Genomic DNA, 19448 nt, shown 5'->3' with positions numbered 1-19448 from the left:
CACATGCTAAACAACATTCGTATCGAAGAAGACCTGTTAGGTACAAGGGAAGTCCCTGCGGACGCGTACTATGGCGTTCATACTCTGAGAGCGATTGAAAACTTCTACATCAGCAACAGTAAAATCAGTGATATCCCTGAGTTTGTTCGCGGTATGGTGATGGTGAAGAAAGCCGCTGCACTGGCAAACAAAGAACTCCAGACCATTCCAAAAGGCGTTGCTAACGCGATTATTGCGGCATGTGATGAAGTCCTGAACAACGGCAAATGCATGGATCAATTCCCGATTGACGTCTACCAGGGCGGCGCGGGCACATCCGTTAACATGAACACCAACGAAGTGCTGGCGAACATTGGCCTTGAACTGATGGGACATCAGAAAGGCGAATATCAGTATCTGAATCCGAACGATCATGTTAACAAATGTCAGTCCACCAACGATGCTTACCCGACCGGTTTCCGCATCGCGGTGTACACCTCCATTGTAAAACTGGTGGATGCAATTCATCAGTTGGGCGAAGGCTTCCAGCGTAAAGCGGTTGAGTTCCAGGATATCCTGAAAATGGGTCGTACCCAGTTGCAGGATGCGGTACCGATGACCCTCGGCCAGGAATTCCACGCGTTCAACGTGCTTCTTAATGAAGAAACCAAAAACCTGCTGCGCACCGCAGAATTACTGCTGGAAGTTAACCTCGGCGCAACGGCTATCGGTACGCGCCTGAACACCCCGGACGGCTATCAGCAACTGGCAGTACAGAAACTGGCGGAAGTCAGCAACCTGGCGGTGGTTCCGGCGGAAGACCTGATTGAAGCAACGTCTGACTGCGGTGCTTACGTGATGGTTCACAGCTCGCTGAAGCGCCTGGCAGTGAAGATGTCCAAAATTTGTAACGACCTGCGCCTGCTCTCTTCAGGCCCTCGCGCCGGTCTGAACGAAATCAACCTGCCAGAATTGCAGGCCGGTTCTTCCATCATGCCAGCCAAAGTTAACCCGGTCATTCCGGAAGTCGTAAACCAGGTGTGCTTCAAAGTCATCGGTAACGATATTACGGTCACCATGGCCTCTGAAGCCGGTCAGCTGCAGCTGAACGTGATGGAGCCAGTGATTGGCCAGGCAATGTTTGAGTCTATCCACATCCTGACCAACGCCTGCTACAACCTGCTGGAAAAATGCATCGATGGCATTACCGCCAACAAAGCGGTTTGCGAAGGCTACGTCTACAACTCCATCGGGATTGTGACCTACCTGAACCCGTTCATCGGCCACCATAACGGCGATATCGTCGGTAAGATTTGTGCTGAAACCGGGAAGAGCGTACGTGAGGTCGTTCTGGAGCGTGGCTTGCTCACAGAAGCTGAGCTGGACGATATCTTCTCGGCACAAAACCTGATGCATCCGGCTTACAAAGCAAAACGCTACACTGATGAAAGCGAACAGTAACAGTAGTGGTTAAGATACAAAGGGCATGTCAGCGATGACATGCCCTTTTTGCTTTTTATGATTTACCAACCTACAACATTCTAATATCAACTTGTAAACACAAGGAAGGCTACATATGTTTGGTGCAGAGCTCGTTATTGTCCTGCTTGCGATCTATCTCGGAGCAAGGCTCGGCGGTATCGGCATTGGTTTTGCCGGTGGTTTCGGCGTTCTTATCCTCACCCTTATTTTCCAGATTAACCCGGGAGCTATCCCGTTCGATGTTATTGAAATCATCATGGCGGTTATCGCGGCTATTGCCGCTATGCAGGTTGCAGGGGGGATGGATTACCTCGTGAGCCTGGCGGAGCGTATGCTGCGCCGTCATCCGAAGTACATCACCTTCCTCGCGCCGCTGGTTACCTGGTTTATGACCATTCTGGCCGGGACCGGGCATACCGCGTTCTCCACGCTGCCGGTTATCACCGAAGTGGCGAAGGAGCAGGGTATTCGCCCATCTCGTCCGCTTTCTATCGCCGTTGTCGCTTCACAGATCGCGATCACCGCGTCCCCTATCTCCGCTGCCGTCGTTTTCTTTGCCGGTATTCTGGAGCCGATGGGCGTAAGCTATCTGACACTGCTGGCTATCTGTATTCCGGTCACGCTGATTGCCGTCATGATCACCGCCTGTGTGTGTAACTTCCTGGGCTGCGAACTGAAAGATGATCCGGTTTATCAGGAACGTCTGGCTAAAGGCGAAGTGAAGCTGCGCGGAAGCCAGGTCTTCAAACTGAAACCACACGCGAAACGCTCCGTTCTGCTGTTCCTGATCGGTATCATCGCGGTGATGTTCTACGCCACCGCCATCAGCGATACGGTTGGCCTGATTCAGAACCCGGTCCTGCCGCGTAACGAAGCGATTGTGGTCTTCATGCTGACTATCGCGACGCTGATTTGCTTTACCTGCAAAATCGATACCGGCGAAATCCTTAATGCCAGCACCTTTAAATCCGGTATGAGCGCCTGTGTCTGCGTACTGGGTGTGGCCTGGCTGGGTGATACTTTCGTCAAAGCGCATATCACCGATATCCAGGAAGTGGCGGGTGACCTGCTGCACAACTACCCATGGCTGCTGGCCGTGGTGCTGTTCTTTGCCGCTACCCTGCTCTACTCCCAGGCGGCAACCACCAAAGCACTGATGCCTGCGGCGCTGATGCTGGGTGTTACCCCGCTGACGGCGATTGCGTCCTTTGCTGCGGTTTCTGCGCTGTTCGTTCTGCCAACCTATCCGACCCTGCTGGCAGCGGTCGAAATGGATGACACCGGTTCGACGCGTATCGGCAAATACGTCTTTAACCACGCCTTCCTGGTGCCTGGCGTCATTGCCATTGCCTTGTGCGTCATCTTAGGTTTCATCTTCGGCGGGATCATGCTGTAAGTAAAAAACCTTAAACCCGGGCCGCTCTGCGGCCCGATTCGCGCCTTCCCTCCGCCACACCGTGCTATAGTTGCCTCTTTCACCGATACGAGGTTGATGATGAGCACTACCGACGCTGTTGTTGTTCTCTGTACTGCCCCGGATGAAGCGACTGCCCAAGATTTAGCAGCCAAAGTACTGGCGAAAAAACTTGCCGCCTGCGCAACGATTATTCCCGGCGCGACGTCGCTTTATTACTGGGAAGGAAAGCTGGAGCAGGAGTACGAAGTGCAGATGGTCCTCAAAACCAATCTGACACATCAGCAGGCGCTGCTCGATTGCCTGAAGTCTCATCACCCGTATCAGACCCCGGAATTATTGGTTTTACCCGTTACTCACGGAGACAGCGATTATCTCTCATGGCTCAACGCATCCTTACGCTGATCCTGCTGCTGTGCAGCACATCCGCCTTTGCCGGACTCTTCGACGCCCCTGGCCGCTCTAACTTTGTTCCTGCGGACCAGGCGTTCGCTTTCGATTTTCAGCAGAATCAACAGGATCTCAACCTCACCTGGCAGGTAAAAGAGGGCTACTACCTCTATCGCCAGCAAATTAAAGTCGTGCCCAATCAGGCGCAAACATCGCCGCTGGTGCTGCCCGCCGGGCAGTGGCATGAAGATGAATTCTACGGTAAGAGTGAGATTTATCGCCAACAGCTAACCGTACCGGTGACGATTAATCAGGCGTCCCAGGGGGCGACGCTGACGGTAACGTATCAGGGCTGTGCCGACGCGGGATTCTGTTACCCACCAGAAACCCGAACCGTCCCTCTAAGCGCCGTAGCAGCGACATCTGCCCCTGTTGAAACATCTGCACCTGCCAGCGCGGATTTGCCCTTCTCTGCGCTCTGGGCGCTGCTTATCGGTATAGGCATTGCTTTCACGCCCTGCGTGCTGCCAATGTATCCGTTAATCTCGGGGATCGTGCTGGGTGGTAAACAGCGCCTCTCCACGGCGCGCGCGCTACTGCTGGCGTTTATCTACGTCCAGGGGATGGCGCTGACCTATACCGCGCTGGGGCTGGTTGTCGCCGCCGCTGGTATGCAGTTCCAGGCCGCGTTGCAGCATCCGTATGTACTGATTGGCCTCTCTGTGGTGTTTATCCTGCTGGCGCTCTCGATGTTTGGCGCGTTCTCGCTGCAACTGCCATCGTCTGTACAGACGCGATTAACGCTGATGAGCAATCGCCAGCAGGGCGGTTCGCTGGGCGGGGTTTTCGCGATGGGCGCGATCGCCGGGCTCATCTGCTCGCCGTGCACCACCGCGCCGCTGAGCGCCATCCTGCTCTACATCGCGCAAAGTGGCAACCTGCTGTTGGGCGGCGGGACGCTTTATCTGTATGCGCTGGGGATGGGTCTGCCGCTGATTCTGGTCACTGTCTTTGGCAACCGCCTGTTGCCGAAAAGTGGGCCGTGGATGGCGCATGTCAAAACGGCGTTTGGCTTTGTGATCCTCGCATTGCCGGTATTCCTGCTAGAACGCGTTATTGGCGAGGCATGGGGACTACGTTTGTGGTCACTGCTTGGCGTCGCGTTCTTTGGCTGGGCCTTTATCACCAGCCTGGGCGCGCAAAAGCCGTGGATGCGACTTGGGCAGATTATCCTGCTCGCCGCCGCGTTAATCAGCGTACGCCCGTTACAGGACTGGGCCTTCGGCAACACGGCAGCAGCACAGGAACGATCGCACCTGAACTTTACTCAGGTTAGCAGCGTCGAAGAACTCACCCAGGCGCTGGCGAAAGCCAAAGGTCGGCCGGTGATGTTAGATCTTTACGCCGACTGGTGCGTGGCCTGCAAAGAGTTTGAGAAATACACATTCAGCGATCCACAGGTGCAACAGGCGCTGAGCAACACTGTATTGTTGCAGGCGGATGTCACCGCCAACAGCGCGCAGAACGCCGCGTTGCTGAAACATTTAAATGTACTGGGCCTGCCCACCATCCTCTTTTTCGATAAAGAGGGGCAGGAACAGCCGACACAACGGGTAACCGGCTTTATGGATGCTGCTGCATTCAACGCGCATTTGCGCGATCGCCAACCGTAGACAACACTTTAGACGGGAAAAACCGTTGGGAACGAAGGAGAACACCGTGCAACGTGAAGATGTCCTGGGAGAAGCCCTACATTTACTTGAGATCAGAGGGATAGCCAGCACTACGCTTGAGATGGTTGCCGAACGTGTCGATCGTCCGCTCGACGAGCTGAGACGTTACTGGCCGGACAGCGAGGCGCTGCTTTATGACGCACTACGCTATCTCAGTCAGCAGGTGGATATCTGGCGTCGTCAACTGATGCTGGATGATGAACTGACCGCTGAGCAAAAATTGCTGGCGCGTTATAACGCCCTGACGGATTGCGTCAGTAATCAGCGTTATCCAGGCTGCCTGTTTATCGCCGCCTGTACGTTTTATCCAGACCCGGATCACCCGATCCATCAACTGGCGGATCAACAGAAGCAAGCGGCATATACGTTCAGCCACGAGCTGCTGACCCAACTGGAAGTCGATGACCCGGCAATGGTGGCAAAACAGATGGAACTGGTACTCGAAGGCTGCCTGAGCCGAATGCTGGTGAATCGTAGCCAGGTAGATGTCGATACAGCGCATCGTCTGGCAGAAGATATTCTGCGATTTGCACAGTGTCGTCAGGGCGGTGCACTGACGTAATTCGGATTTCTGGCCCTTTCGTATACGCATATAATTCCGCCAACACGGATATGTAAAAGGGAATTATATGCGCCTGCTTCACCACGCCATACTTGCCAGTCTTTTCGTTATACCATTTTTTGCCAATGCCATAAGTGGCCTTACTTTCAGCCATAAAGACTGGGAACTCGCCTGCGACAACACTGGCACCTGCCGCGCTGCGGGATATGGTGATAACGTCAGTGCATTACTGACGCGTCGAGCGGGTATATCCCCTGATACCAGAATAGAGGTGACTTTTTCCCAACGAGAACAAGGGCAATCCCCCATCTCCACTGCCGTGCTTTTTATTAATAATCAAAAACAAAGGCCGCTTATTCCTGTTTCTGATGGCTATTTTTTGCTGGGAAGTGACATCAGGTCTGACTTTATTCGGGCATTACAACAAAATGATGTGATTGAATTTGAAGCCGACGGCGAACGTAAAATACTCTCTCTGGCAGGATCTGATGCCGTACTACTGAAAATGGATGCGTTCCAAAAACGTATTAATACTGAAAGCGCCCTGCTTAAGCCAGGAGCTGACAACAGTTTCGAAACACTCCCCGAATCTCCCATACCGCTTATCGCGACACGCCCCGTTATCTCATCGCCGAAAATGACACCATTAACGGCAATACAGCTTCAAAATATCCAGTCACAGCTTCAACTGACACCAGAGATGAACTGTAGCGGGCCGACAGAGGGGGGCAAAAACCGCTATTACGCCATTCCGGTTGATAAAAGTCATACGTTAATTCAAACAGCGTGTTTCGATATCTCCCGTTACGCCATGTGGCTAACTAACTCCACACTAACAGCCCCTCCGCAGTTGATTACCAACGATGCAAGCGGCTATGAGGATGGAGAGATAAGAAAATTTGCCGAGCCGATACAGATCTGGCGCTGGACCGGAAAAACGTTTGCATTAACCGAAGAATACCGCAGCGGTGGTCAGGGAACCTTCTCTGTTAACGGAGTCTGGACGCTGCCCACGTTCGTGAGCTATGTCCGCACGCAACAAGACATCGACAAAGATAATGCCGCGCTAAAGTCCCTTTATGATGCCATCAATAAAGAAAAAGCGATTAACCCAGAACTGAATCTGAAGAAAGTTTCCGACCAGTTTCCATTAATGGGGCAGGCTACGGATTTCTCAGTGCAAAGCATCGATGAACAAGGTAATCCATTACCCGATCAAAAACCCTCAGCAGAAATCAGTGACGATGAATGGCAGGCCTTTAAACAATCTCCTGTCGAAGGAGTTTCCGAAAATGGGCGAACTGACTATGTGTTGGTTGATTTAGATGGTGACGGAAAACGCGATCTCATTATTGACTGTTACGCTGGTGGTACGGGGCTTTTCAGTTACACGGGCGTACTAAAACGCGGAGATAAGTCGTTTTATGCGGTTAATAGCACTGACGATGAAAACGTCTACGTAGCAGGTGCGTTGTTCTCGGACCCCGGACGTGGTGCTAACCAGTGGAGCCAATGGGTACGCATAAACGGCCAGGTTTATGCGCTCTGGTATAACGGCCAGTTTGGCGAAGATAACCTTTATCTACTGCGGCCTTTTAGCAACGAAGAAAAAGTTCCTGCTGTGACGATTCGTTATCGCTATGCATTAGAAATAATGAAAGCCGACAGCAAAGAACTCCCGACAATCAGTGATAAAGACCGCAAAGGCCTGTTGAATTCTCTCGCCCGGATGCAGGACCATCTCATTAAAGATATGCCCTCAAATCAACCTCCTGCTGCTATATGCCCAATTCCACCAAACACGTCTGCCGCAGATGCTGATAACTACCGCTTTGGAGAGCCACTGCATTACACCGTTGAACGTGTTGCCGTCATTCCTGTCTGGTTGAATAACAACTGTTACATAGGCACCGTTGCCAGCCATCACGGTTACTACCAAAAAGGTGTAGATGCAGAAATAATTATCAACTCCCCGAGACAAGAAGACGGTTTTATCCCAGGCTATTCGCTTACAGGTAAACGGCATGTCACCGCCATCCAAAGCGGCTGGAAACAGCGGGAAGGGGATATGGGAGTGATGTGATTTTCCACAATAATGGTCCAGAACTGCACAAACTGCCGCAAAGATAAGCAACCAGACAGCAAAACGTGAAATTGAGTTGACGAGATGTGCAGATTACGGTTTAATGCGCCCCGTTGCCCGGATAGCTCAGTCGGTAGAGCAGGGGATTGAAAATCCCCGTGTCCTTGGTTCGATTCCGAGTCCGGGCACCACTATTCATAAGGCCTCGCTGCAAAGCGGGGCTTTTTCCTTTCTTAGCTACGGTAGATTTCTGGTCGTTGCAACACGTTATTTGTTTGCTGGATTTCTCGCCATTTTCGCAGATGTTCGTTACTTTTACACACCTCAACACCCTCTGATGTGTCTCTTCCTTACCCCACTGCTACGGTCTTTCTACGGTCCTCTACGGTTCCTTTCTCTAAGATTATTCATAATGAAGCAGAGAATACGGGGGAAATGGGGGATTTCATAATTTACTTTATTTAACAACAAATTACCTTCCATTACCCCCGGGGGAAGACCGGGGAGACTCCTCTTCAGGCAAGGGGGAAGAACTCAGCGTTATCAACTCCCCTTGTCAGTCGGGTGTTTCCACCATCTACTCCACCTGTAATATTCCTGTTTTTCACCTTATGATTCTTCGCATCAGCAAAATCCCCCGCTTTCCACGTCATTAAAAAATGACTCAGCCCCATCGGAATTCCTTACCTGAACATAAACTTTGAACTGTAATACTTACATTAAACAATGTGTATTACCGATTTAAAATAGCCATAACCCAGCCCCTTTATAAGGGGCTAGATTTTGTTAGAAAATAATATTACTTATATCAGAAATAGCATTCAAAGATCCTCTATAGTCGCTCCCTGTTTTAGGAAGAATGTAAGAGTATCTGGAATCACCATTATATACTAACTTCCAATGCTTACCTTCCTCAGACAACTCAAACCCAAGTTCCTTAAGCTGCCTTGACGTTGCCTTATCCATACTCCTGTAGCCATTAAGTGCTCTTTTCAAATGAGTTTGACGCGAATTTGCTTCCATAGTTTGAGGGTTATTGGAAATTAAAGAAGATAATATATGATTACTTCGACTACCCTCTTTCGTATTCACAATAGCAACCTTCAGTGCTTCTATTATTACATCTTTGATCTCATCATTGAAAAAGTCAGTTTCTTCCCCTGCATTCATTACTATACTTCCTTGAGCTGAAGCTTGTGATTGAAGCATTCGAACACGATATTCTAAAGATAATATATTACTTTTGAGTTCTTCTATTGTTTCATCTTTTGCAACATTATCGGCCTCATACAAACCCATCAATTCACTTGTGTATTCACCTCTAATCTTAAGTGTATTAATAGAATCCTTAGTTCTTCTTTTTTGTATTTCACTCCATCCCCCCTCAGAGACGGGAGCCATTGTAGATGTGGCTTTTACGACATCATCAAATAATTCATCTTCAAACTCCTTCGCTGTTTTCTCACCCCGACGGTAAAAGGAGATATTTTGTCCTCGCGGCCAGTAAATTCCGACTGCACCTGCGTAAGCATTTTTAGAATTTGTCTCATTTTTTAGTTTTATTGAAAACATTTTCTCACGAGGTTCAATTAGAACATGAGCTATGCCACACACCTTTCTTGCTAATCGCTCAGGAATAATGTTATGAGGATGTTCATTGTAAAAATATTTCGAACTGACATAGATTATTGGCAGCCTGTTTTCAGTTTCTCCATTGATAACTTTTGCCGCCAACTTTAAATGCTCTTCAGAATTCGAAAGGTAATCAGGTTCTATTGATGTTTTGAAGGCATCATCCAAACCACCAGAAAATTTATCTATCAACCTAATTACTATCAAAGGTTTTTTAGGTTGAGGTGCTAAATACGCAGCCTCCTGACTAACCACACTTGATTCAACTTGGATCCATACCGTATTATTTATTAAGTTCTTATTTATAGATATATCAGTTACCCATTTGTGTGGTTCGGAAATTTTAGAATATCTGAAGCAACCTAACTGAACATCTTGGTTGCCATGAGTAATTACATCAATCCTTTCATTACTTGACTCTACATAAAAATCTTCACTAAGATAGTCACACGCCAATTGTGCAGGTATAAAGTTTGTGTGTGGTGATTCATGAATCCAAGAAAAGCACTCATTGAATACATCGTCAAATAAAACATCATTCGAAACATAGAAACCAGTGGAGAAAAACTTCATTGACATTGTCCTTTTGATATGAGGTTACCTTAAGAAGATAATGAAAATTAAATTTAAAATCAACCCACAAGCCCCCCCTTCCCCAAAAAAAACAACTATATCAACTGAGATAGGGGGGTCAGAACAAAGACGATGTATTCCACATAATCATGAAATAAACCTACAACACCAAAATTAAAAAATGTAGCCCTATAAAAAACAACACCTACTAAATTAATGATTAATCATTAATGCAGAAGCATGCTCTCAAAATAAGCACATACTCTCCAATAAGGTATTTCTGGATAATGTCGCCCATATATGTAATTAAAATCAATCAAAGCACATATTATTTTTTTGAATACATCCCCCACCGGTATTTTTTCCATTAAGACCAGAAACAGACCGTAACACCTATTTTTGCGGCATTTCTCGCCTTCAATCATCTCATGTAACACCAGCATCCCCTTCGCCACGCTAGAAAATCAACTCAGCCATTAACAGCGCCGTGCCGGGGATGGGTCAACCCTGACGTTCTTTACACCAGTCACAGGAGGTAATATGTCCAGTCCGAAACGCTTCCGTTTTACTAACCAGCTCATTAAATCCCTGCCCCCTAACACATCAGATTCACGCAGCACCGATGCCGAATACAGCGACACCGAGATTTCTGGCCTGAAATGTCTGGTCAGCAAAGGAGAAGGACGTAAAAAGTTTTTGCTCCGCTACCTCTACCATGGAAGAAAACGTGCCATCGCTATTGGTCGCTGGCCTGAGGTGGATGTCACCTTAGCCCGTAAGATTGCCATAGAACACAAACGTTCCCTTGCCACCGGCACTGACCCTAAGCAGGAGCGTGAAAACAAGAGAATGGAGCTGACGTTCGATGAACTCTTTAATCAGCATTATCTGCCATGGGCAAAATCCGCTAAACGCAGTTGGGGAAAGGATGTTCAGCGCTACCGCGATCATATCCGTCCCGCCATTGGTCAGAGGCTGCTGAGCGATATCACACCAGCGAGCATTCTGCGCCTTCAGCAGACGTTAAGTACTTCCCTGTCAGCGGCTACCTGTAACCGTGTCATCGTACTCATTAAAGCCGTCTTTACATGGGCCGGAAGGCAAAGCATGACCTCTGTTCATCCGGCAAGGGTGGTACAGCTACTCAGGGAGAACAACGCCCGACAGCGTTATTTTACCGAGGACGAAATACGTCGTATTTTTCTCTCCGCCGATAACGATACCAGCCCCGTAGCTGCCCGCTATGTCAAACTGCTGTTACTGACCGGCCTTCGTCGTGATGAACTGCGTCTGGCTAAGTGGGAGCATGTTGACCCGGTTAAACGCACCCTATGGCTTCCTGAAACCAAGAATGGCTATGGACGGATTGTTCATCTTAATTCACTGGCGATGGACGTAATCAGAACACTGCCAACACAGCGGGGAAATCCGTGGTTGTTTATAGGTAAAAAACAAGGAATGCCGCTGAGTAACCCGGTTAAAGCCTTTCAGCGTATTGTGCGTCGGGCGGGAATTTTCGACAAAGAGGTGTGTATTCATACCTGCCGCCATTCGGTTGCCGCCCTCATCGTGTCCTACGGTGGAACACTGTATGACGTTCAGGCTCAGCTGGGGCATCGCAGCAGTCAGTCATCACAACGGTATGCGCATCTTCATCCTCAGCGTTTACAAAACACCAGCCAGTTACTGGCGGAAAGGATAACAGCTCAGCTACCGTCCTTGCGATAAATGAAAAGCAGAGGCAAATGCCCCTGCTTTTTTTGAGGTTAAACTCATCAATCAGAATGGGATGTATTCATAAGCGGTCTCATCCCCATTACTTCTGGCAAGATATCGGGCTTTATTGCGAGCCTGATCGATTGATAGTGTTGGAAATTCGCCAAGATAATCATAACGAACGTTACCTTTGAAAATATAACTGGCAAAGAAACGAATATTTTCATTTCGGTTAATCATTGCTTTTAATTCAGGATACTCACTGTCTGTCACTTCCCTACAGATATCATAGAAATTGCATTTAGCCTGCGTCATGATAAGACCATGAGGCGTAAATGGTGGGCGAATAGTTTCACAGCCTGTAATAGCACCAGGAAAAGTGTGAGTTTCATTTAATTCGCAGAATTCAGTCATGGGGTTCCCCTTCTGTTAATTTATACAGAATAATAAGTTTAAAGATAAGTTAGTTAACTACATTCAGATAATGCTCAAGCACAATTCAAATCAGCACTGATAAACCCTCGCTTAATGTGGTAGTAACACCTGTCCATACCAGTAAGAGGACGCTTTTTGTAATGCCCTTTACTTTCTACCCGCAGAAGTTTTCGTCGTACCAGCTCCTTAGCGACGTCACTGGCGCTTAATGAATGTTTCTGACACCACTCTTCAAATACAGGTGCGAAGATTAAAAAATCCTCAGTAGCATGGTGAATATAGCCCCAGTGATTTCCGGGTTTACGGTTATCCGGTTCTTTAAGACCGATAAAATGCGCACCCTCTCGCTTTACAAGGTCACGCTGAATATCAATAAGAGCCAGTAACACGGGGTTATACTGGTTAGGCTTATCATCAAGCCAGCGGCGAGCGGCACTCATTACCGCATCTGCAATAACATCCTCACCAAAGGGAAGAATATTCCATTCAGTTGCGAGAATCCCAGCGCACCAGCACAGAGCAAAACGTTCTAATGCACGCTTCTGAATATCACTGAGAGAATAGCCTTCTTTCTGCAACTCACCGATCAGAATGCCATAGCAATCTTTTGATGCACCCTGGATGAATTTACACATCTCCTGATAAGATAAGGCCTCATCATTTTCACCCTTCAACGTTAGAAGGCAGGCAATAAATTCCTTACCCGCAGTGCCGTAAGTCTCACACAACCCATGTTTCAGTCTCTCAGCTCGATTACGTACGTCTTCAGAGGTCTCACCGTCTTTACGGGCATCTTCGGGGCGGATGTTAAGACTGATGGCACGATGCTCCTGCCCTCCCTGAATTTGCTCTTTCTGCGTGGCAAGCTTCTCAGGGATAGACATTTCCCCTGACGAAAGAATAAACATTTTCCAGGTAAAGGCCTCATCTATCTCCAGATGCTGATTCATTCTATCCTTACCCTTCGAAGCAGTAATATTGTACAGCAAGGAAGCAAAGTCCTTCTGTTTGTAAGCACCCAACTCATCAATACAGGCTAATATCCCTGAATATCGACTCAGGTTTTTCTCAAGCGCATTCGCTGTAGTATTCCAGCGTAAAATGTTCACATCTGGCGCACTGCCAGGTTCTCCACCATGCCCGTGAACTGACATGGGAAGCTGAAGAAGAATTGTTTTTCCGGTCGTTGACCCCCCGTAAAAATGAAACAATGCGACATCCATTTTGCACAACGACAGCAGCATCGAAGCAAAAGCTGTGGATAATGCAAAGACCTGAGGCCAGCCATGAACCAGCTCAGCTACCATAGTTTTCCAGTCATCCAGCGCTCCCGACTCGACAAGCCCTCGTGGAACACGGTAAGCCGGAATCAAATAGTCAAATCCCAAAAGGTGCTGCGCGATAGGCATACTGCCGTGAAGAAATGCTTTGTTGCCAGGCACAAAACCCATCGAATCTGCGACAAGATAAGTAGGCAATTCCAGCGATTTCTTCATACACACCTGTAAGAATTGCACCAGCAGCTCTTTAGACTTTATCGTCAGGGAGATACCAAAACCTTTGCCCGCCAGAGAAGCCATGACGTGATCAGGTTTTACCATTGCATCACTTAATGAGACATCAGCACAGGCGAACTCTCCAACATGGTTGATAGTCATCAACTCGACGCCCATATTGCGCGTTTTACAATCAGAATAATGCCTGTAGACAGGGAGAATGGGGGTCGAGCTTAACTGGTACCATTTTTTACCTTCATAATAGAAAAGCCCTTTTGCAGTATTGACAAAGCCTTCAGGCAGACCATCACGGCATCCGCACTTAGAAATGTCATCGAGATCGATGTCGATTGCAGCAGCCTTGTTCAGGTTTTTTCTTACCACCTTCAGATGAAGAGCACGACGAGCCAGAAATGCATTTAATTTCGTGCAGGCAAAACGAGCGGGGGTCGTTGTAGTCAAGGGTGATGGTGTTGATTTATTATTCATTTACAGGGTCCTTTTGAATGTGAACCACAGGCAGTAAAGCGCAGAACTCACTTGCCTGAGGGGGAATTCTGTTTAGGCCGGAAAAACATTCATCGCCCGGTTAACAGCTTCGTGGTAACGCGCCGGAGAAGCGTGCAAGTAAAGCTCCGTCACTTTGATAGTGCTGTGGCCCAGTAAGTCTTTGACGGTGTGAATGTCGGCCCCGCTCTCAATGAGCTTTGTCGCAAAGGTATGGCGCATCTCATGGATGGTGAACGGTGGAATACCCGCAGCCTCACAAAGCCGTTTTTGCAGGCGACGCGGCTCAGAAACCGGATTATCGGTCCCCTTGCCCGGAAATACCCAGCCTTCATCACCCAGATGCTGACGCTGTTCTGTCAGAAGAACGAAAGCCTTATCACATACCGGTACACGGCGGAGTTTGCCGTTTTTGGTATGGCGAAGGGTGATAACCTTCCGGATCCAGTCCACATCCTCAAGACGAAGATGACGGGTTTCCCCCAGACGCAGCCCCGTCAGGGCAAGGAACATGAGCAGAGCAAGGGCTTCATGATCGGGTTTACCATTACGCCAGCGCTCACAGACGTCCATCCAGCGCTGAAGCTGGGAGTCATCCATGGCACGGCGATCTGACGTCACTTCAGGCAGCGCTTTGATATAAAGCGCCGGAGAGCGGCTGATGTATCCCATGCGTATAGCCCAGGTAAACACCGCTTTAATGAGCGCCAGATGGCGGTTGCGGGTGGCAGGCTTGAGATCGAGATTATGCAGATAGCTCAGAATATCTGCCTCCGTCATACCTGCCAGCTTTTTGGCACCGAGAAGAGGGCGCAGGTATTTACGGATCTTAGAAAGATCGGTGTTAGCTGAACGCTTAACGCCCGTGCTGAGTACGCTTTTCTCATACTCATCCACAAGCTCATTAAACGTCATTTTACTGTGAGTAAGAAAACGCTCACCATAAGTCTCAACGGAAGCCTTAAGCTCCTGAATTATTTTAAAGGCATGCTCCCTTGCGTTATTAATGGAAAATTCAGGGTAACTTCCTACGGAAACGTAAACATTTTTTCCGCGAATACTTTTGCGGACAATAAACTTAATGCGTCCGGATGAGTGGAATATAGCCTTAAGCCCGGTACATTTTGTATCGCTGGCTTCGATAGCCCGGCCAGTTTGTACTGCACGGATTTTATATTCATCAAGAAAGGCTTTAGTAAAAACACCTCCAGTATTTTTAGGTGCAACCTCTGAATATTCTATAGCATTAGATACTCCTTGGTCGGAATATCCATGAATCTCCGCATCTACATTGAAGGAATTTTTATGAGCAGCAGCGATGCTCTTTTCATCCAGCGCTTGCGTTATTTTATTTAAAGGGTAATTAACATCCATAATATGTACATGGTCCTCTGAAAATTCAGATGATAATGAGTAAGTTAATATGTCGGCCAACAATGGGATAAGCTTATTTATTCGTGACATCACTTTCAAGCCCATGAAAAATCAGCTCTTACATGCCCATTGACATTTAATACTCAAGTCAGAAAGACCATGATGATTCATCAGGAGTACTCCTGCTCAGGGAAAAGTGAAAATAGCGTTAAACCATATAAAAAAATTGTGTTCCGGATGCGTCGCCCAAAGTAAGTCAACTTTTGAGGCTATGAAATAAGAAAATGGTGATACACCTCACCGATTTTCGCCTGAAAAACGACCTCATAAGGTATTTAAAATTAATACTTTTTAAATCAATAGATTAAAGTAATGGTTTTGACAATATGCAGCCCAACTTAAGGGTGAATCAACCTTTCCACAATCAAAACCACACTCTATTCATTTTTTATTATTGTGACACTCGTCACATTTCACACCTGCGGGTGCTTTGATTTTGTACATTCACAAAGCTCACCCACACCAACGACTATGACCGTAAAAAACCTCTTTTTATGCACATATTATTTCCATGTAAATCAATTCATTATGGAGATAATCATGTTTAAACTCACGACCCCCACCAGTCTTCCCCTTCTCAACCTGCCCGCCTCCGCACTGGCGTCCCTCAGCAATGAAATCCTCGGCCCCGTCGATGATATCGACCTGTTTACCGATTTCTGGAACGAAACGGGAACCCTGCTCTGGCATCTCAACCACGATGACACGCTCCCCGAAGACCCGCTGCTGGCAGTCGCACTGGCTAACCCGGAATACGTCACCGCACTTGATGATGGCTGGTATCTGCTTCTCGGTATCGTCTGTGATAACGGACAGGGTATCTATCTGGTGTTCCCGGACTCGACTGTTATCACTCAACTCCAGAACCTGATTGAGGCGCTGAACCATGAGTAAGAAAAAAATCGCTACCGAAGCCGCCGCCATCGAAAGCTATACCGTGTTCTACAGTGGGGACGCCGAGAAAATCAGCCCCCACAGTAAGGGGCTGCTGACGTATGAGCTGGGTAAGGAGGGTGATACCGGCAGCCTTGCCCTGCGTTTAACCGCCAATGGCGAAGGGGGTCTGTTCTCCCGTGAATGGATAACGCTTGATGCGATTCACGCCATTCTTGAACACCAGCAGGACAGCTTTCCGTCGCGTGTGTTTCGACCACTATTTGGTCAGGGCAGCACCAACAACGCCGGGTTTCTTGCCGCCGTACTCAGAAGTCCGGATATCTGCCTTATCGAAGCGGACAGCAGCAGACTCTTTATGCACCGCTGCTACGCCGACTGGCAGCACCGTCTGACGCAGCTTGCCGCAATCAGCCAGGACTAATCCCCCGCTTTTTCTGTGTTCCATACCCCTTAAAAAGGAAATTCACTATGTCATCACCCGCTATATTGCAGGGCGGCTATGTGCTGCCGCTCTCCCGGTCGTTCACCCAACTGCTTCTGGGTATCGTTGCGCAAAAACCGCCCCATCGTCACCCCATCACCGGATTAACCATTAACTTTCGTGACCCTGAATACTCACCGGAAACGGGTGGATGGCATCCGGTCGAAATACGCCTCATCCCTGCCGGAGAAGACTGGCAGCTCGATTACGTCACCGATTTTCACTATGCAGGACATCCATGGCCTGAGCTTGAAAAAGATGTCGATGTGAGCTGGACGCAACAATACACGTGGCTTTCCCGCTGTGGCGATATCTCTCATGTCGACGCCCGTGAGTTCTGGTCGCTATGGGAAAGTAACTTTATGGCTTACCACGATATGGGGGTTTTCACGGTCCGTACGTTGTGGGAAAGCTGAGTGTTCACAACGTTTCCCCCGCATCCCCCCTCTCCCCCGTAGTAAGGAACTGAATGTTATGTACCGGCTTCTGCTGCTGAACTTCGTGGATTCATTTATCGATAACTGCATTCTCTCCTGCGTCGATGAACCGGCTTACGGTGGTATCGTGCAGTGCGAACTGCTTTTTGGCCTTGCCGCACACAGCGGTATTTATGTGGGTAACGGCGATATTGTTCATCTTGATGGCGATGGAACCGTTATCAAAAGTAAGGCTAAAGGGTTTCTTGACCGGCTCGATGGCTGGAACTCCGCTATCTCGGTGTATACCGACTGTATGGATTTGACGCCTCAGGGTTGTGCGCGGGCCGCTGAACGGGCAAAGGCGGCAGTGGGTCAGCACTATCCCTACAGCCTGCTCGACTTTAACTGCCACCGGTTTACTGCCCGCTGCGTTACCGGCGATTCGTGCCCTGATATCTGGCTTGCCAGACACCTCGATTCTTTTCAGAAAGGGGACCGATGGCGCGTATGGCAACGATGAAAGCCAGCCGTTGCAGGCAACGTGTCACCGGACAGGGAGAACGGCTTATCCGGCTTACCATGGCCCTGTTTTATGGTCAGACAATATCTGTTCGCTACATCATCCGGCAGTTTGACGTATCTCCCCGGACCGCAAGACGGGACCTCGCTCAACTGGCCTTTGTGCTCGAATCCGCTGGCCCTCACCGCTGGCGACTGGCTCCCTCGCTGAAACCCTGACTTTTTTCTCTGCCGGACATCTCCTGACCACCCCGTATGGCAGGCTGTCTCCGCTTTTCAATCCATAAGGGAACATGATGAAAATTTTAAAACTGTTAACCGCCACAATTCTGCTTTCCGCCTTCAGCCACAGCGCGTTCGCCGACGAGCAGGCTGACGCTCAGATGATAACCAACTCGACCTTCTGCGCGATGTACTCCACCCGCCTGACCCAGACCAGTGACAGCGGCCTTCAGGTAAAAGGCGTTAATCTCAATGCCCGCTTCAACGGACCGGTATTCAACAGGGTACTTCAGGTGATGAACAAAACCTATGGCAGAACCTGGCTCGAATCAAATGCCCGTAACGGCAGCATGACCGCCATGCAACTTTCGCAGTCGGAGCTGCTCTATAACCCGGAATATGCCCGGCAGTGCGATGCCTTTGCGGATAAAGTGGAAAAGGAATGGCGCGGAAAGTAATCCCGACGCGTTATACCTCCATCCGGTGAACAGAAACCTGCTTTCGGGCAGGTTTTTTTTTACTTTTTTGTTTTTCAGGCGGACAAACCCTGTCCGGGGGCTTCCTTAAACTGTCAGGTCCAATATCTGCAATGAGGTGAAATATGGCTACCTACCGACACGACCCCGACCTTGAGTTTCTGCGCCACTGCCATCGTGACGATCTGGATTTACTGGTTTCTGTGCTTATCTGCGATCCGAAAGACGGACTGGCACGCATCACGGAAACGCTGACCTATGATCCTCAGTATAAAAAACACAAGCCCAACCACCCGCGCTACTGGGATGCCATTGCCGCCGAGGTTCAGACGTTTGGGGCGAACAGCTTTGCCACGCTGCTCCGCTGGGGTAAAGGGGTGCTGTACCGGGAAATTCTCACCGATGCCTGCGATAAAATGAAGGTGAACTACAACAACAAATCCAGTGTTGAAACCATTGAAATGAATCTGCTGATGAAGATCCTGGAGAAAAGCCTTGAGAAGATGACGCCCGATCAGCTAAAGACCGTGGCGGAAGAATTGCAGACAGGCTACAGCAACCCCACGCCGGAGTTGCTGACCATGGCAATCCAGGCGGGGATAAAAACATCCGGGTTTGCGGCCTATCAGATGGCACTTGTTGTCACAAATGGTGTGGCGAAAGCCCTGTTAGGCAGAGGGCTGACCGTTGCAGGAAATGCCATGCTGACGCGTACCATGGGCGCTTTTGCCGGTCCCGTGGGCTGGGTGCTCAGTTCTCTCTGGCTGCTGATTGATTTAGCCGGTCCCGCATACCGGGTGACGCTACCATCCTGCATTTTTATTGCCTACATGCGCCAGAAGCATCTTTATTCACCTGAGAATACTGACGTTTAGGGAAGGTGCGAACAAGTCCCTGATATGAGATCATGTTTGTCATCTGGAGCCATGGAACAGGGTTCATCATGAGTCATCAACTTACCTTCGCCGACAGTGAATTCAGCAGTAAGCGCCGTCAGA

Annotated in this window: 19 protein-coding genes and 1 tRNA gene; 15 read left to right on the top strand and 5 right to left on the bottom strand. The window is 48.9% G+C overall.

Features of this window, described 5'->3' with window-relative positions:
* Positions 1-3 precede the first annotated feature (3 nt).
* The 7 genes from aspA to ACWWFX_RS18360 all read left to right on the top strand — a co-directional run bounded on the left by aspA (position 4) and on the right by ACWWFX_RS18360 (position 7834).
* A complete protein-coding gene (gene aspA / locus ACWWFX_RS18390; RefSeq protein ID WP_149465085.1) occupies positions 4-1440 on the top strand; it encodes an aspartate ammonia-lyase in 1437 nt (478 codons plus the stop codon).
* Between the two features lie 115 nt (positions 1441-1555).
* On the top strand, positions 1556-2857 hold the full coding sequence (locus ACWWFX_RS18385) for an anaerobic C4-dicarboxylate transporter (RefSeq protein ID WP_276220730.1): 1302 nt from the start codon (positions 1556-1558) through the stop codon (positions 2855-2857).
* Positions 2858-2956: 99 nt separating this feature from the next.
* Positions 2957-3280: a divalent cation tolerance protein CutA gene (cutA, locus tag ACWWFX_RS18380; RefSeq protein WP_473224489.1), complete on the top strand. Its 324-nt coding sequence runs from the start codon at positions 2957-2959 to the stop codon at positions 3278-3280.
* Entirely contained in the window at positions 3256-4938 is a 1683-nt protein-coding gene (locus ACWWFX_RS18375) for a protein-disulfide reductase DsbD (RefSeq protein ID WP_473224439.1), read from the top strand. The genes cutA and ACWWFX_RS18375 overlap by 25 nt, the downstream gene beginning before the upstream one ends.
* Before the next feature lie 46 nt (positions 4939-4984).
* A complete protein-coding gene (locus ACWWFX_RS18370) occupies positions 4985-5560 on the top strand; it encodes a transcriptional regulator (RefSeq protein WP_231825589.1) in 576 nt (191 codons plus the stop codon).
* 67 nt (positions 5561-5627) lie between these two features.
* The gene (locus ACWWFX_RS18365) at positions 5628-7643 is read left to right on the top strand and encodes a DUF1176 domain-containing protein (protein WP_473224438.1); all 2016 of its coding nucleotides are present in this window, start codon (positions 5628-5630) and stop codon (positions 7641-7643) included.
* 115 nt (positions 7644-7758) lie between these two features.
* Positions 7759-7834 (top strand) — tRNA-Phe (locus ACWWFX_RS18360).
* Positions 7835-8158: 324 nt separating this feature from the next.
* On the opposite strand, the gene ACWWFX_RS18355 is transcribed toward ACWWFX_RS18360, so the two are convergent.
* Positions 8159-8317: a hypothetical protein gene (locus tag ACWWFX_RS18355; protein ID WP_163447338.1), complete on the bottom strand. Its 159-nt coding sequence runs from the start codon at positions 8315-8317 to the stop codon at positions 8159-8161.
* A gap of 112 nt (positions 8318-8429) precedes the next feature.
* Positions 8430-9848 carry a hypothetical protein gene (locus tag ACWWFX_RS18350; RefSeq protein ID WP_473224437.1) on the bottom strand — a complete coding sequence of 473 codons (1419 nt, stop codon included), beginning with the start codon at positions 9846-9848 and terminating at the stop codon, positions 8430-8432.
* Positions 9849-10388: 540 nt separating this feature from the next.
* On the opposite strand from ACWWFX_RS18350, the gene ACWWFX_RS18345 reads away from it, so the two are divergent.
* Complete coding sequence (locus tag ACWWFX_RS18345; protein WP_446536020.1) at positions 10389-11576, top strand: tyrosine-type recombinase/integrase; 1188 nt, start codon at positions 10389-10391, stop codon at positions 11574-11576.
* A gap of 51 nt (positions 11577-11627) precedes the next feature.
* Here ACWWFX_RS18345 and ACWWFX_RS18340 read toward each other — a convergent pair whose 3' ends face one another.
* The 3 genes from ACWWFX_RS18340 to ACWWFX_RS18330 all read right to left on the bottom strand — a co-directional run bounded on the left by ACWWFX_RS18340 (position 11628) and on the right by ACWWFX_RS18330 (position 15481).
* Positions 11628-11978: a DUF4102 domain-containing protein gene (locus ACWWFX_RS18340; RefSeq protein ID WP_079820674.1), complete on the bottom strand. Its 351-nt coding sequence runs from the start codon at positions 11976-11978 to the stop codon at positions 11628-11630.
* A gap of 74 nt (positions 11979-12052) precedes the next feature.
* A complete protein-coding gene (locus tag ACWWFX_RS18335; protein WP_473224436.1) occupies positions 12053-13984 on the bottom strand; it encodes a DUF927 domain-containing protein in 1932 nt (643 codons plus the stop codon).
* Between the two features lie 72 nt (positions 13985-14056).
* Positions 14057-15481, bottom strand: coding sequence for a tyrosine-type recombinase/integrase (locus ACWWFX_RS18330; RefSeq protein WP_473224435.1), 1425 nt, complete (start codon positions 15479-15481; stop codon positions 14057-14059).
* 495 nt (positions 15482-15976) lie between these two features.
* Between ACWWFX_RS18330 and ACWWFX_RS18325 the strand changes: the two genes are divergently transcribed.
* The 7 genes from ACWWFX_RS18325 (at position 15977) to ACWWFX_RS18295 (ending at position 19325) form a co-directional block, all read left to right on the top strand.
* Positions 15977-16330, top strand: a complete 354-nt coding sequence (locus ACWWFX_RS18325) for a hypothetical protein (protein WP_039260984.1) — start codon at positions 15977-15979, stop codon at positions 16328-16330.
* Positions 16323-16754 carry a hypothetical protein gene (locus tag ACWWFX_RS18320; RefSeq protein ID WP_079820672.1) on the top strand — a complete coding sequence of 144 codons (432 nt, stop codon included), beginning with the start codon at positions 16323-16325 and terminating at the stop codon, positions 16752-16754. The genes ACWWFX_RS18325 and ACWWFX_RS18320 overlap by 8 nt, the downstream gene beginning before the upstream one ends.
* 47 nt (positions 16755-16801) lie before the next feature.
* Entirely contained in the window at positions 16802-17230 is a 429-nt protein-coding gene (locus ACWWFX_RS18315; protein WP_101778740.1) for a DUF2787 family protein, read from the top strand.
* A 58-nt stretch (positions 17231-17288) separates the two neighbouring features.
* A complete protein-coding gene (locus tag ACWWFX_RS18310; RefSeq protein WP_047603611.1) occupies positions 17289-17753 on the top strand; it encodes a lecithin retinol acyltransferase family protein in 465 nt (154 codons plus the stop codon).
* Positions 17732-17971: a DeoR family transcriptional regulator gene (locus ACWWFX_RS18305; RefSeq protein ID WP_023293480.1), complete on the top strand. Its 240-nt coding sequence runs from the start codon at positions 17732-17734 to the stop codon at positions 17969-17971. Before ACWWFX_RS18310 ends, ACWWFX_RS18305 begins: the two co-directional genes overlap by 22 nt.
* Positions 17972-18045: 74 nt before the next feature.
* A complete protein-coding gene (locus ACWWFX_RS18300; protein WP_223349776.1) occupies positions 18046-18432 on the top strand; it encodes a hypothetical protein in 387 nt (128 codons plus the stop codon).
* A 143-nt stretch (positions 18433-18575) separates the two neighbouring features.
* On the top strand, positions 18576-19325 hold the full coding sequence (locus ACWWFX_RS18295; RefSeq protein ID WP_000257250.1) for a YaaW family protein: 750 nt from the start codon (positions 18576-18578) through the stop codon (positions 19323-19325).
* Positions 19326-19448 lie beyond the last annotated feature (123 nt).

The sequence above is a fragment of the Pseudocitrobacter sp. 2023LY-00077 genome, assembly GCF_055796175.1.
The sequence above is the reverse complement of the archived record's forward strand: the minus strand, read 5'-3'. Positions and strand labels throughout refer to the sequence as shown.